This is a genomic window from Streptomyces sp. NPDC001606 (assembly GCF_053596835.1).
The window spans coordinates 82,230-96,845 of sequence record NZ_JBSFHC010000002.1 but is presented as its reverse complement, the minus strand read 5'-3'; the positions used below and the strand labels follow the sequence as shown (position 1 = coordinate 96,845).

Genomic DNA, 14,616 nt, shown 5'->3' with positions numbered 1-14,616 from the left:
CCGAAAGGGCACCACGCGCATGGAGCAGTACGAGCCCGACCGCCTGACACCGGTCGAAGTCGCCGCCATACGGCGCAGCATGCGGAGCGGCAGGGCCGCCATGACCCGCCGCTCGCTGCTGCGCGCCTCCGCGGGCGGCGCGCTCGCGGTCGGCGGACTCGGGGCGCTGAGCGCCTGCGGGATCCCCGCGGCGACCAAGACGCAAGGCGGCGTCTCCGCCGACGACCACTCGGCCAAGGAGAAGGTCGTCAACTTCTCCAACTGGCCCGAGTACATCGACGTGGACGACAAGGGCAAGCACCACCCCACGCTCGACGCGTTCGCCAGGCGGACCGGCATCCAGGTCAAGTACACCGAGGACATCAACGACAACGACGAGTTCTTCGGCAAGATCCAGCCGGAACTCGCCGCCGGCCAGGACACCGGCCGCGACCTGGTCGTCCTCACCGACTGGCTGGCCGCGCGCATGATCCGGCTGGGGTACGTCCAGAAACTGGACCCCGCCAACCTGCCGCACGCCTTCGCGAACCTGTCCGACCAGTTCCGCGCGCCCGACTGGGACCCGGGCAGGGCGTACTCGTACCCCTGGCAGGGCATCTCCACCGTCATCGCCTACAACAAGAAGGCGCTCGACGGCATCGAGGTGAAGTCGGTCTCCGACCTGCTCGACAACCCCAGGCTCAAGGGGCGCGTCGGCTTCCTCACCGAGATGCGCGACAGCATCGGCATGACCATGCTCGACATGGGCATCGACCCGGCGAAGTTCACCGCCGACGACTACGACAGGGTGACCGCCCGCCTCCAGAAGGCCGTCGACAAGGGCCAGATCCGCCGCTTCACCGGCAACGACTACACGTCCGACCTCAGCAAGGGCGACTTCGCCGCCTGCATCGCCTGGGGCGGCGACATCGTCCAGCTCCAGGCCGACAGCCCGGACATCGGCTACGTCCTCCCCGACAGCGGCTACATGACGTCGACCGACAACATGCTCATCCCCAACAAGGCGCGTCACAAGACGAACGCCGAGCGGCTCATCGACTACTTCTACGAGCCCGAGCCCGCCGCCGAGCTGGCCGCCTACATCAACTACGTGAGCCCCGTCGCGGGAGTGAAGCCCTATCTCGCGAAAATCGACAAGGAGGCGGCGAACAACCCGCTGATCCTCCCCGACAAGGCCATGCAGGCGAAGTCCCATGCCTTCCGCTCCCTGAGTGCGAAGGAAGAGACGACCTACCAGCAGAAGTTCTCGAAGCTCACAGGGGCGTGACGACGATGACGACACCAGACAACAGCGGCGACGTCCGCCTCTCCGGGATCACCAAGACGTACGGCGCCTTCACCGCCGTACACCCCCTGGACCTGACCGTGCCGCAGGGCTCCTTCTTCGCCCTGCTCGGCGCCTCCGGCTGCGGCAAGACCACCACCCTGCGCATGATCGCGGGCCTGGAGGAGCCCAGCGGCGGCACCGTGCGCCTCGGCGACCAGGACGTCACCCACCTGCCGCCGTACAAGCGGCCGGTCAACACCGTCTTCCAGTCCTACGCCCTCTTCCCGCACCTCGACATCTTCGAGAACGTCGCCTTCGGTCTGCGCCGGCGCGGCATCAAGAGCGTGAAGAAGCAGGTCGAGGAGATGCTGGAGCTGGTCCAGCTCGGCGAGCAGGCGCGCAAGAAGCCGCACCAGCTCTCCGGCGGCCAGCAGCAGCGCGTCGCCGTGGCCCGCGCGCTCATCAACCACCCCAAGGTGCTCCTCCTCGACGAGCCGCTCGGCGCCCTCGACCTCAAGCTGCGCCGCCAGATGCAGCTGGAGCTGAAGCGCATCCAGACCGAGGTCGGCATCACCTTCATCCATGTCACGCACGACCAGGAGGAGGCCATGACGATGGCCGACACGGTCGCCGTGATGAACGCCGGCCGCGTCGAGCAGCTCGGCTCGCCCGACGACCTCTACGAGAACCCGCGGTCGACGTTCGTTGCGAACTTCCTCGGCACCTCCAACCTCATCGAGGCCGAGGTGGACACCAAGAGCGGCGACGACATCGTGCTCAAGGCGGCCGACGGCAAGCTGGTGCTGCCCGCGGCGCGCTGTTCCGCGCCGGCCCGGACCGGCGGCAAGGTCCTGGTCGGCATCCGCCCCGAGAAGATCGCGCTCACCCACGCCGACGACGCGGGCTCGATCCCCGCGGGGCGCAACCGCCTGACCGGCAGGATCGCCGACGCCAGTTTCATCGGCGTCTCCACCCAGTACGTCATCGACAGCCCGGTCTGCGACGAGCTGGCGGTCTACGTCCAGAACGTCGAGCGCGACGGCCGGCTGGTGCCCGGCGCCGACGTCGTCCTGCACTGGAACCCGGCGCACACCTTCGGTCTCGACGCCGCCCAAGACATCGATGCGGGCACCGAGGAAGAGGCGGCCGCCTGATGTCGACCCTCACCGAGGCGCCACCGCCGCTCGCCCCCGCCGAGCCGAAGCGCAAGCCACCGCGCAAGCGAGGCCGCTGGACGCCGTACTGGCTGCTGCTGCCCGGCATGCTCTGGCTGGTCGTGTTCTTCGCGCTGCCGATGATCTACCAGGCCTCCACCTCCGTGCAGACCGGCTCGCTGGAGACCGGCTACAAGGTCACCTGGCACTTCGCGACCTACTGGGACGCCCTGTCCGAGTACTGGCCGCAGTTCCTGCGGTCCGTCCTCTACGCGGCCGCGTCGACCCTGCTGTGCCTGCTGCTCGGCTATCCGCTGGCCTATCTGATCGCCTTCCGCGCGGGCCGCTGGCGCAACCTGATCATGATCCTGGTGATCGCGCCGTTCTTCACCAGCTTCCTGATCCGCACCCTCGCCTGGAAGACGATCCTCGCCGACAACGGCCCGGTCGTGCACGCCCTGAACGCGGTGCACATCCTGGACCTGACCAACTGGCTCGGCTGGACGGCCGGCGACCGCGTCCTCGCCACCCCGCTGGCGGTGGTGTGCGGACTGACGTACAACTTCCTGCCGTTCATGATCCTGCCGCTGTACACCTCGCTGGAGCGGATCGACGGACGGCTGCACGAGGCCGCCGGCGACCTGTACGCGCGGCCCTGGACCACCTTCCGCAAGGTGACCTTCCCGCTGTCGATGCCGGGCGTGGTCTCCGGCACGCTGCTGACCTTCATCCCGGCGGCCGGTGACTACGTCAACGCCGAACTGCTCGGCTCCACCGACACCCGCATGATCGGCAATGTCATCCAGACGCAGTTCCTGCGGATTCTGGACTATCCGACGGCGGCGGCCCTCTCCTTCATCCTCATGGCCGCGATCCTGGCCATGGTCACGATCTACATCCGCCGGTCGGGGACGGAGGACCTGGTCTAATGCCCTTCGTCAACTGGCTCAAGCGCCGTCTCGTCGTCATCGCGGGACTTCTGACGCTCGCGTATCTCCTGCTGCCCAATGTCATCGTGACGGTGTTCTCCTTCAACAAACCGAAGGGGCGCTTCAACTACGCGTGGCAGCAGTTCTCCCTGGACGCCTGGAAGCAGCCGTGCGGCGTCGCCGACATGTGCGGCTCGCTGTCCCTCAGCCTCCAGATCGCGGTCTGGGCGACGGTCGGCGCGACCGCCCTCGGCACGATGATCGCCTTCGCGCTGGTCCGCTACCGCTTCCGCGCGCGCGGCGCGGTGAACTCGCTGATCTTCCTGCCGATGGCGATGCCCGAGGTCGTCATGGCCGCCTCGCTGCTCACCCTGTTCCTCAACATGGGGGCCCAGCTGGGCTTCTGGACGATCCTCATCGCCCACATCATGTTCTGTCTGAGCTTCGTCGTCACCGCGGTCAAGGCGCGCGTGATGTCGATGGACCCGCGCCTGGAGGAGGCCGCCCGGGACCTGTACGCCGGCCCCGTGCAGACCTTCCTGCGGGTCACCCTGCCGATCGCGGCACCCGGAATCGCCGCGGGAGCGCTGCTGTCCTTCGCGCTCTCCTTCGACGATTTCATCATCACCAATTTCAACGCCGGCTCGACGGTCACCTTCCCCATGTTCGTCTGGGGTTCGGCGCAGCGCGGAACACCGGTCCAGATCAATGTGATCGGCACGGCCATGTTCCTCGTCGCGGTGCTCATCACACTGACCTCGATGCTCATCACCAACCGCCGTAGCAAGCAAAAGGCATAAGCCTTTTCGGGGATTCCTCTGTAGGGAGTTGAAATCATGGCCCCAAGCGCCATGAGCCGTGGCCAAGACAACTGGATCGCCTCTCTCTCCGAAGCCCAGCCGGTCCCGTACTGGCTGGAAGACCCTGGCAAGCCCCACCCCGAGCCCGCGCTGACCACCGCCGAGACCTGCGACCTGCTGGTCGTCGGCGGTGGGTACAGCGGACTGTGGACCGCGCTCAACGCCAAGGAGCGCGACCCGCAGCGGGATGTGGTCCTGCTGGAAGGCCGCGAGGTGGGCTGGGCCGCCTCCGGCCGCAACGGCGGCTTCTGCGCCGCCTCCCTCACCCACGGGCTGGCCAACGGCGTGGCCCGCTGGCCGGACGAGATCCACCGGCTGGAGGAGCTGGGCCGGCGCAACCTCGACGAGATCGAGGCGGCCGTCGCCCGGCACGGCATCGACTGCGACTTCGAGCGCACCGGCGAGATCGACGTCGCGACCGAGACCTACCAGGCCTGGGAGCTGCGCGACTGGCACCGGGAGCTGGAGCAGCGGGGCCTCGCGGACGGCGTCGAGTTCCTGGACGCCGACGCCGTGCGCGAACAGGTGAACTCGCCCACCTTCGAGGCGGGCCTGTGGGACCGCCGGGGCGTGGCCATGCTGCACCCGGCGAAGCTGGCCTGGGGCCTGAAGCGGGCCTGCCTCCGGCTCGGTGTGCGGATCCACGAGCACACCCCGGCGCTGACCCTGAAGCAGTACGGCGCCGGGATGGCCGTGACCACCCCGTACGGCTCGGTGCGCGCCCGCAAGGTCGTGCTCGCCACCAACATCTTTCCCAGCCTGCTGCGCCGGGTCCGCTCCTACACCGTCCCGGTCTACGACTACGCGCTGATGACCGAGCCGCTCACCGCCGACCAGCTGGCGGCGATCGGCTGGAAGAACCGGCAGGGCCTCGGCGACTCGGCCAACCAGTTCCACTACTTCCGGCTGTCCGCCGACAACCGCGTCCTGTGGGGCGGCTACGACGCCGTCCACCACTACGGCGGCCGGGTGCGGGCGGAGTACGACGACCGCCCGGAGACGTACGCCAAGCTCGCCGGGCACTTCTTCACCTGCTTCCCGCAGCTGGAGGGCGTCCGCTTCACCCACGCCTGGGGTGGCGCGATCGACACCTGCTCGCGGTTCTCGGCGTTCTTCGGCACCGCGCACCAGGGCAGGGTGGCGTACGCGGCCGGCTACACCGGCCTCGGGGTCGGCGCCACCCGCTTCGGCGCCGATGTGATGCTGGACCTGCTGGACGGCGAGGACACCGAGCGGACCCGGCTGGAGATGGTCCGCAAGAAGCCGCTGCCGTTCCCGCCGGAGCCGTTCGCCTGGACCGGGATCGCCCTCACCAAGTGGTCCCTGGCCCGCGCGGACGCCCACGGCGGCCGGCGCAATCTGTGGCTGCGGGCCATGGACCGGCTGGGGCTGGGCTTCGACAGCTGAAGCCAGTTCCGGATGTGTGATCCAGCTCACAACTCCCGGTGCGCGGAAGTCGCGTAATGCTCCCCGAGCGGCCTCCCTCTCTCCTCCCGACACCCCGGGCCCGACGGCCGGGCGCGGGAAGGAGCGAGAGGGAGGCCTTCGATGAGTGGGGCGAAGACGGCGGTCGAGTGGCTGACATCGGTCGCGCCGGATCCCGACGCCTGCCGCTGGGAATGGGAGCGCAACCCGCTCGGGGTCGCGCTGCTGCCCGCCGGCCGGGCCTGGGACGTGCTGATCCTGCCGGGCGACCTCGGCCATCCGACCCTGGACGTGCTCACCCGCGTCCTCGACCGACCCGGCCCGGTGCTCGCCGACTTCGGCGACAACCGGGTCGGGTTCTTCGTGCCGCCGGGCACCGCGACCCGCTGGCTCGGCACCGGTGTCCGGACCGCCGGGCCGGGCACCTGGATCGTCGTGCCGTACCCGGGCCGGGCCACCCGGGGGGTGCGCTGGCTGGTACCGCCGGACGGCTCGGGCACGCTGACCGATCCGGCGCTGCTGGAGCTGGCGATGCACGAGGCCGCGGCGGGCCAGGCCGGACCGCGGGGCGAGCGCGACTAGGCGGCCTCAGGGGGCCGCTTACATTTCCCACCCTCGACAGCTCCGGAAGACGTTCGACGCGTACTCCGGCTGATCACGAGGGCGAGGACGGCCAGCAGCACGGAGCACAGACACCAGCTGGCCACCACGTCCAGCGGCCAGTGGTAGCCGTGCCGGACCAGGCCGTACGACACCCCGAGCACCAGGAGCGCGCAGCCGGCGACCAGGCCTCGGCGGGCGGCCGGGGAGCGCAGCCGGGGGAGCAGCAGCAGGACCGCCGAGCCGTAGGCGACGGCCGCGGTCGCCGTATGGCCGGAGGGGTAGTAGCCGACGGCCGGGGGCACCACGGGGGTTCCCGGCCGGGCGGTCCAGTCCTTGAGCGGCACCACGATCGCCGGTACGACCGCCATCAGCACGGCGGCGCCGAGCGGTGGCACCCACCAGCGGGCGGTCCGGGTGGCCCGGCCCCGCCACAGGGCGTACCCGATGACGAGCGCGAGCACCGGGACGGCGACCTGGATGTCGCCGAGGTCGGAGAGCAGCTGGGAGGGGCGGTCCGGATGGACGAGGGCCCGGCTGAGCCGGGAGTCCAGCCGCAGCAGCGGGCCGTGGCCGGTCACCTGCCAGGTGATCAGGGCGAAGAGAACGGCCGGGACGGCGAGGAGAAGGGCCGGGCGGAACGGGCGACGGGACGACACGGGCCCAGCTTCGCAGGTGCGGTGTCCCGGGAGAGGGAGCGGGGGAAGGAGGTCGGCCGCCCCGGAACAGGGGGGATGGTTCCGAGGCGGCCGTCCGGACCGGAACGTCGCACGCCCCGGGGGGTTTGGGGCGGCGACCGTCCGATCGGTGAGGAGATCCCGGAGCCGTCAGGCCCCGGTCGTGTGCGCGAGGGCACGGCCAGGTCGAAGCTGGGGAGGCCTCGGCCTGAGACCGCCCACAGTCCCCTGTGGGCGGGGTGTATCTCTCATCCCGAGAGAACCTACGGCAGGCGGTGGCGCTTGGGCAGACGGATCGGCCTCCCGTCATCCACCTCGCACACCTTCTTCACACGCCCTGCCGCAGACGCTCAGGAACTGCTCAGACGGCCGCGAACGCCTGCTCGATGATGTCGAGACCCTCGTTCAGCAGGTCCTCGCCGATGACCAGCGGGGGCAGGAAGCGCAGCACGTTGCCGTAGGTGCCACAGGTCAGGACCAGCAGGCCCTCGGCGTGGCAGGCCTTGGCCAGCGCGGCGGTGGCCTCCGGGTTCGGCTGCTTGGTCGTGCGGTCCTTGACCAGCTCGATCGCGATCATCGCGCCGCGCCCGCGGATGTCGCCGATGATGTCGAACTTCTCGGCCATGGCGGTGAGGCGACCCTTCATGATCTCCTCGATGCGCTTGGCCTTGCCGTTGAGGTCGAGCTCCTTCATGGTCTCGATGGCACCGAGCGCACCGGCGCAGGCGACCGGGTTGCCGCCGTAGGTGCCGCCGAGCCCGCCGGCGTGCGCGGCGTCCATGATCTCCGCGCGGCCGGTGACGGCGGCGAGCGGCAGACCACCGGCGATGCCCTTGGCGGTGGTGATGAGGTCCGGGACGATGCCCTCGTCCTCGCAGGCGAACCACTGGCCGGTCCGGCAGAAGCCGGACTGGATCTCGTCCGCGACGAAGACGATCCCGTTGTCCGCGGCGAACTGGCGGATCGCCGGGAGGAAGCCCTTGGCCGGCTCGATGAAGCCGCCCTCGCCCAGCACCGGCTCGATGATGATCGCGGCGACGTTGTCCGCGCCGACCTGCTTGGTGATCTGGTCGATGGCCTGCGCGGCGGCCTCGGGGCCGGCGTTCTCCGCACCGGTCGGCCAGCGGTAGCCGTACGCCACCGGCACGCGGTACACCTCGGGCGCGAACGGCCCGAAGCCGTGCTTGTACGGCATGTTCTTCGCGGTGAGCGCCATGGTGAGGTTGGTGCGCCCGTGGTACCCGTGGTCGAACACCACCACGGCCTGCCGCTTGGTGTACGCACGCGCGATCTTCACGGCGTTCTCGACGGCCTCGGCACCGCTGTTGAACAGCGCGGACTTCTTGGCGTGGTCACCCGGGGTCAGCTCGGCCAGCGCCTCGGCGACCTCCACGTACCCCTCGTACGGGGTGACCATGAAACAGGTGTGGGTGAAGTCGGCGAGCTGGGCGGAGGCACGCCGTACGACGGCCTCGGCGGAGGCGCCGACGCTGGTCACGGCGATGCCGGACCCGAAGTCGATGAGGCGGTTGCCGTCGACGTCCTCGATGATGCCGCCGCCCGCGCGCGTGGTGAACACCGGCAGCACCGAGCCCACGCCCTGCGCGACCGCGGCGGTGCGGCGGGCCTGCAGCTCCTGCGACTTCGGGCCGGGGATGGCGGTGACGACGCGGCGCTCCTGCGGAAGTGCGGTCATGGGGGCTCCCTGATGATCTTTCGGGCGGCGGTACGGGGTGCGTTTTTCGGACGCTTACCTACTCTTTCTTCGCAGGCTAGGGCCGGGGGTGGAGGCTGGGCATGCTCCATGTGGGCGTTGTCGGAGGCCCGGCTTGTCCGCCATGGACATAGCCGTGGGCCCGCACACCACTCGCCCGGCGGCGCCTGTCGGCCGTGTAAGCGGTGAACTCCCCTTGCCGGGGCGTTAGATTGGCTCGCTGATGGCTGATGACGGACGGACCGGCTGGTCAGGGGGCAGACGGATGGACAGCAACAACACCCGCGACCCACGCGGCACCCATCCAACCCCCCTACCCCACCCAACCCCCCCACGGGAGAACCCCGCGGTGCCGCCACGGCCGACGAGGGCACCGGACATGCCGCCCCTGGCCGCCCAGTCCCCCCGCCCCTCGCATCCACCACATCCCCGCCCGGCGGTCGCCGACTGGCTCGACGCGCCGCGCCCGTCCGCCGAGCCCGGCATCTGGCGCTACGGCTACCGTCAGGCCAAGGCCGCGTCGCAGGGACAGCGCCTGGCCCCCGTGACCATCGTCGGCTTCGTCGTCCCCCTGGTGGCGGGCCTGCTCCTGTGGTCCCTGTGGCGGCACGGCAGCATCCCCTACCAGTGGACCATCCTCAAGCTGCTCACCCCGGACGACTGGTGGTGGGGCGGCACGACGACACCCAAGACCTACCAGGGCGCCGAGGCCATCACGGTCGCCGACGGCGTGGTCTTCGCCCTCCTCGTCTACGCCATGGCGCGTCTGGGCAGCTGGTCCGACATCATCCGGCACCTGGTCGCCCGCCGTGAGCAACCCGCGCGGGCCCTCCTCGCCGCCCTCGGTGCACTGGTCGCACTGGCCTTCGTCTTCCCCAGCGCGTTCGGTCTCGGCTGGGACGCGCTGCCCGTACAGGACCCGGTCTTCTCCCTGGTCGTCCTGGTCACCGGCGGCTATGCCGTGTTCGGCTCGCAGCTGCTCACGGACGGGTTGTACCTGCTCGTCACGCTGCTGGTGCTGTGGCCGTTCGCCCGGCTCGGCGGCTGGTGGCCCCTTGTCAAGGAGAGGCTCGCCGCCCGAGAACGGGCGAAGACGGCCCAGCCCACCCCCACGTCGTCCGTGGAGCGGCGGCCGTCGCAGTGGCCCGAGCTGCGGGAGGCCGGTCAGCATCAGGCGGCGGACGTGCTCGCCGCCGAGGTGCACGCCGGCCGCATGAACGACGTCGACTGCGTCCGGATCGGCCATATGTGGACCGTGAGCCGTGCGAGGGCTCGGCTCGCCTCCTTCACCGACACGGTGGTGCGCGAGGGTGCCGCCGCCTGGACGCATCCCTCCGGTGTGCGGGATCTGCCGGGCCGGGCCGCCCGGCACGATCTGCTCGCCGGGCAGGTGCGGATCGGACAGTGGGTGGCGGGGGATCGCACTCCGCCCGCCTACGTCGGTGCCGGGGCCGCGCTGGCACCGGAGACCCTCGGCACGTCACTGCTGGCCGTCGGGCCCTCGGGCTCCGGCAAGACGCACCACCTGATCCGGCCCGTCGTGGAGTCGCTCGGACTACAGGCGCTCGCCGGGCGGTGCGCCGTCGTCGCGGTCTGCGCGGCGGGTACTCCGCTCGGGCCGGACGCCGCCTATGACGTCGTCGTACGCCTCGGTGACCCCGCGTCCGTGCACGACCTCGACCCGTACGCGGAATCCGACGACCCGGACGAGGCGGCCGCCTTCCTGGCCGAGGGGCTGGCCGGCGACCTGGACGCGGCGAGCGGGCAGCGGGCGGCCACCGCACTCGCCCAGCTTCTCGGGCCCTACCGGGCGGCGTACGGACGTTTCCCGACGCTGCCTGTGCTGCGTGAACTCCTGGACGGGGAGCCCGCGGCGCTGGCCGCGCTGCACACGGCGCTGGAGGGGCCGGAGCATGCGGCGATGCGCCGCGAGCTCGATGCGCGTGCGCGGCAGGCGGGCAGCGCGGGCGATCCCGGCCCCGTCCTGGCCGACCGGCTCGCCGTGCTGGACCGTCCGGCGTTCGCCGAGTTCTTCGGCGCGGACGGCGGCAGCCCCCGCCCGTTCTCCCTGCGTGCCATCGCCCACCACCCGCTGCGGGTCCGTATCGACCTGCCCGAACGCGGCCACGAAGAGGCGTCCCGGATCGTCACCCGGCTGGTACTCGCACAGTTCGGGTCCGTCGCGACGGCAGGGGAACGGGAGCATTTCGCATGCCTCGTCCTCGACGACGCCACCGGCGCGGTGACGACCGAGTCGGTCCGCCGCATCCAGCGTCTGCGCTCCCGGAACGCGGGCGTGGTGCTCGCCCTGCGCACGGTCGGCGACGTACCCGAGGCGCTGCACGGGCCGCTGTACGCGGCCGTCGGCTGTCGTATGGCGTTCTCCGGGGTCACCACATGGGACGGCAGCAGGTTCGCGGATGCCTGGGGGACCCAGTGGGTGGAGACCCGGGACATCGCCCGGCACACCGTCTTCGCGGACCAGCCGATGACCCGCGCGATCCACGCCCTGCGCAAGCTGGTGACTGGCAAGGCGGTGACCACGGAGGCCGTCACCGTTCGGCAGGTCGAGCGGGAGCGGTGGTCTGCTTCTGAGTTGGCGCATGGCGTTCCCGCCGGGCATGCCGTGTTGTCGTTGACCACCGTCCGGGGGGAGCACGCGCCGCCGTTGCTGGTGGATCTGCGGGGGTGAGGTGGCCGCCCGGGATCGTACGGTGAGGCAGAATCGGCTTAGGTTGTTCATACGTGACGGCCAATAGATCGCAACGATCACCGGATCTCCTCACCGTGAAGGCCCCATGCCCCTGACGCTCGCCTCCCTTGTCCACCACTCCGCGCTCAAGCTGACCGTGCGCGCGGGCGAGGACCGGCTCGACGTGCCCGTCCGCTGGGCGCACGTCAGCGAGCTGGCCGACCCCGTGCCGTACATGGAGGGCGGCGAGCTGCTGCTGATCACCGCGTTGAAGCTGGACGCGGAGGACCCCGAGGTGATGCGCCGGTATGTGAAGCGGCTCGCCGGGGCGGGGGTCGTGGGGCTCGGTTTCGCCGTGGGGGTGAATTACGAGGAGGTTCCGGGGGCGCTGGTCGACGCGTGCGCCGCCGAGGGGCTGCCGCTGCTCGAAGTGCCGCGCCGTACCCCCTTCCTCGCCATCAGCAAGGCCGTCTCCGCCGCCATCGCCGCCGACCAGTACCGGGCGGTCACCGCCGGCTTCGCCGCCCAGCGCGAGCTGACCAGGCAGGCGCTCGGCTCCGGGCCCGAGGGACTGCTCGGCGCCCTCGCCGCCCAGGTCGACGGATGGGCCGCGCTGTACGACGCCTCGGGCGCCGTCGTCGCCGCCGCACCGGAGTGGGCCGGCCGGCGGGCCGCACGGCTCACCGGGGACGTGGAGCGGCTGCGGGACCGGCCCGCGCCGGCGTCGTCCGTGGTCGGCGGCCCGGACCACGAGGACCGGGTCGAACTGCACTCGCTGGGCACCGGACGACGGCCCCGCGCCGCCCTCGCCGTGGGCACCGCCGCCGCCCTCGGCACCGCCGAGCGCTACGCCGTCCACTCCGCCATCGCCCTGCTCACCCTCACCACCGAACGCTCCCGCTCCCTGCACGCGGCCGAGCAGCGGGTCGGCGCGGCGGTGCTGCGCATGCTGCTCGCCGCCGAGCCCGACCACGCCCGGGCCGTCGCCGGGGACCTGTACGGCGGGCTGCTCGACGCGCCGTTCCGGATGATCGTCGCCGAGTCGGTGCCCGGCCCGGCCGCCGCCCGGGGGCAGGGCACCGCCGCGGCCGGGGATCCGCTGGGCGCGCTCGGCGAGACCGTGGAGTCCGCCGCCGCCCGCGCCGGCGAGGCCGTCCTGGTCGTACCCGAGGGGGAGCGGCTGGTCGTGCTGGCCGCGGACGGGGGCGCGGCCGCCGCCGCGTGCACCCAGTACGCGGCGACGCTGGAGGCGGCGCGCGCGGTACCGGAGAAGGCGGCCGCCGAGGAGCAGGAGCTGGTCGTCGGCCTGTCCGCACCGGCCGGGCCGATCGCCGCTGCCGCCGCCTACAAGCAGGCCGAGCAGGCGCTGTCGGTGGCCCGGCGGCGCGGCCGGGTGCTGGTCGAGCACGAGCAGTTGGCCGCCGGGTCCGTGCTGCCGCTGCTCGCCGACGACGCGGTGAAGGCGTTCGCCGACGGGCTGCTGCGCGCGCTGCACGAGCACGACGCGACCGGGCGCGGGGATCTGGTCGCCTCGCTGCGGGCCTGGCTGTCCCGGCACGGCCAGTGGGACGCGGCCGCGGCGGACCTCGGGGTGCACCGGCACACCCTGCGGTACCGGATGCGCCGGGTCGAGGAGATCCTGGGGCGCAGCCTGGACGACCCGGACGTCCGGATGGAGCTGTGGCTCGCCCTCAAGGCGACCTCGCCGGAGTGACCAGGCGCTACTCCGCCAATCCGTAGCACCATCCGGCCCGACTGCTACTGCGCGGACAAACGACCTCCGGCCGGGCCCGCCCTACCGTGGACCACGAAAGACAAGCACCCCCAACGCGGAAGGGCCGGGACTCGCACATGACTTCCACCCATGCCTTCTGGCTCGCCGGCCGCCAGGTCACCGGCGACGCTGCCTTCGACGTCACCTCCCCGTGGGACGGCCGGCTCGTCGGCAAGGTCAGCGTGCCGAGCGACGCCCAGGTCGAGGAGGCCGTGGCCGCCGCGTACGCCGTGCGGGACGAGTTCGCCGCCACCCCGGCGCACGTCCGCGCCGCCGCCCTCGACCACGTCAGCAAGCGGCTGGCCGAGCGCACCGAGGAGATCGCCCAGCTGATCTCCGCCGAGAACGGCAAGCCCATCAAGTGGGCCCGCGGCGAGGTCGGCCGTGCCGTCTCCGTGTTCCGGTTCGCCGCCGAGGAGGCCCGTCGGTTCAACGGCGGCGAGGCCCAGCGGCTCGACACCGACGCCGGCGGCCAGGGGCGCCTCGCGCTCACCCGGCGCTTCCCGAAGGGTGTCGTCCTCGGTATCGCGCCGTTCAACTTCCCGCTGAACCTGTGCGCCCACAAGGTCGCCCCGGCGATCGCGGTCGGCGCGCCGATCATCCTCAAGCCCGCCCCGGCCACCCCGCTGTCCGGCCTGATCCTCGGCGAGCTGCTCGCCGAGACGGACCTGCCGGCCGGCTCCTGGAGCGTCCTGCCGGTGCCCAACGACCGGATGCCCGCCCTGGTCCAGGACGAGCGCCTGCCGGTGATCTCCTTCACCGGCTCCGACAAGGTCGGCTACGCGATCATGGACTCGGTGCCGCGCAAGCACTGCACCCTGGAGCTGGGCGGCAACGGCGCCGCGGTCGTCCTCGGCGACTACGCCTCCGACGCCGACCTGGACTGGGCCGCGAGCCGCATCGCGACCTTCTCCAACTACCAGGGCGGCCAGTCCTGCATCTCCGTGCAGCGCGTGATCGTCGACGCCTCCGTCCACGACCGTCTGCTGCCGCGCATCGTCGCCGCCGTCGAGGCCCAGGTCACCGGCGACCCGAGCGACGCCAAGACGGACGTCGGCCCGCTGGTCAGCGAGGACGCCGCGAAGCGCGTGGAGTCCTGGGTGAAGGAGGCCGTCGAGGCCGGTGCCACGCTGCTCACCGGCGGTGACCGCGACGGCGCCTCCTACGCGCCGACCGTCCTCACCGACGTACCGGAGAACGTCACCCTCGCCTGCGAGGAGGTCTTCGGACCGGTCCTCACCGTGCAGAAGGTGGACGGCGAGGACGAGGCCTTCGCCGCGGTCAACAGCTCCAAGTACGGCCTCCAGGCGGGCGTGTTCACCCACGACCTCCAGACCGCCTTCCGTGCCCACCGTGCCCTCGAGGTCGGCGGTGTGGTGATCGGCGACGTCCCGTCCTACCGCGCCGACCAGATGCCGTACGGCGGCGCCAAGCAGTCCGGTGTGGGCCGCGAAGGCGTGCGGTTCGCGATGGAGGACTACACCTACGAGCGCGTGCTGGTCCTGACCGGCCTCGCGCTCTGAC

11 protein-coding genes are annotated in these 14,616 nt (G+C 71.5%); 9 read left to right on the top strand and 2 right to left on the bottom strand.

Annotated elements, in window-relative coordinates; genetic code table 11:
• Nucleotides 1-19 precede the first annotated feature (19 nt).
• From ACWCV9_RS04810 to ACWCV9_RS04785, 6 genes are all read left to right on the top strand, one after another.
• Entirely contained in the window at nucleotides 20-1,267 is a 1,248-nt protein-coding gene (locus ACWCV9_RS04810; RefSeq protein WP_450784306.1) for an ABC transporter substrate-binding protein, read from the top strand.
• Nucleotides 1,264-2,421: an ABC transporter ATP-binding protein gene (locus ACWCV9_RS04805; protein WP_450784305.1), complete on the top strand. Its 1,158-nt coding sequence runs from the start codon at nucleotides 1,264-1,266 to the stop codon at nucleotides 2,419-2,421. The genes ACWCV9_RS04810 and ACWCV9_RS04805 overlap by 4 nt, the downstream gene beginning before the upstream one ends.
• Nucleotides 2,421-3,350, top strand: a complete 930-nt coding sequence (locus ACWCV9_RS04800) for an ABC transporter permease (RefSeq protein WP_450784304.1) — start codon at nucleotides 2,421-2,423, stop codon at nucleotides 3,348-3,350. The genes ACWCV9_RS04805 and ACWCV9_RS04800 overlap by 1 nt, the downstream gene beginning before the upstream one ends.
• Nucleotides 3,350-4,150, top strand: coding sequence for an ABC transporter permease (locus ACWCV9_RS04795; protein WP_450784303.1), 801 nt, complete (start codon nucleotides 3,350-3,352; stop codon nucleotides 4,148-4,150). The genes ACWCV9_RS04800 and ACWCV9_RS04795 overlap by 1 nt, the downstream gene beginning before the upstream one ends.
• Nucleotides 4,151-4,186: 36 nt before the next feature.
• The gene (locus ACWCV9_RS04790) at nucleotides 4,187-5,617 is read left to right on the top strand and encodes an NAD(P)/FAD-dependent oxidoreductase (protein WP_450784302.1); all 1,431 of its coding nucleotides are present in this window, start codon (nucleotides 4,187-4,189) and stop codon (nucleotides 5,615-5,617) included.
• 141 nt (nucleotides 5,618-5,758) lie between these two features.
• The gene (locus tag ACWCV9_RS04785) at nucleotides 5,759-6,217 is read left to right on the top strand and encodes a hypothetical protein (RefSeq protein ID WP_450784301.1); all 459 of its coding nucleotides are present in this window, start codon (nucleotides 5,759-5,761) and stop codon (nucleotides 6,215-6,217) included.
• Here ACWCV9_RS04785 and ACWCV9_RS04780 read toward each other — a convergent pair.
• Nucleotides 6,214-6,894 carry a phosphatase PAP2 family protein gene (locus tag ACWCV9_RS04780; RefSeq protein ID WP_450784300.1) on the bottom strand — a complete coding sequence of 227 codons (681 nt, stop codon included), beginning with the start codon at nucleotides 6,892-6,894 and terminating at the stop codon, nucleotides 6,214-6,216. The two genes, ACWCV9_RS04785 and ACWCV9_RS04780, sit on opposite strands and share 4 nt — an antisense overlap.
• 379 nt (nucleotides 6,895-7,273) lie before the next feature.
• On the bottom strand, nucleotides 7,274-8,608 hold the full coding sequence (gabT, locus tag ACWCV9_RS04775) for a 4-aminobutyrate--2-oxoglutarate transaminase (protein ID WP_450784299.1): 1,335 nt from the start codon (nucleotides 8,606-8,608) through the stop codon (nucleotides 7,274-7,276).
• A 283-nt stretch (nucleotides 8,609-8,891) separates the two neighbouring features.
• Here gabT and ACWCV9_RS04770 point away from each other — a divergent pair, with 283 nt between their 5' ends.
• From ACWCV9_RS04770 to ACWCV9_RS04760, 3 genes are all read left to right on the top strand, one after another.
• The gene (locus tag ACWCV9_RS04770) at nucleotides 8,892-11,318 is read left to right on the top strand and encodes an ATP/GTP-binding protein (protein WP_450784298.1); all 2,427 of its coding nucleotides are present in this window, start codon (nucleotides 8,892-8,894) and stop codon (nucleotides 11,316-11,318) included.
• A gap of 106 nt (nucleotides 11,319-11,424) precedes the next feature.
• Nucleotides 11,425-13,032, top strand: coding sequence for a PucR family transcriptional regulator (locus tag ACWCV9_RS04765; RefSeq protein WP_450784297.1), 1,608 nt, complete (start codon nucleotides 11,425-11,427; stop codon nucleotides 13,030-13,032).
• Between the two features lie 137 nt (nucleotides 13,033-13,169).
• Nucleotides 13,170-14,615, top strand: a complete 1,446-nt coding sequence (locus ACWCV9_RS04760; protein ID WP_450784296.1) for an aldehyde dehydrogenase family protein — start codon at nucleotides 13,170-13,172, stop codon at nucleotides 14,613-14,615.
• Nucleotide 14,616 lies beyond the last annotated feature (1 nt).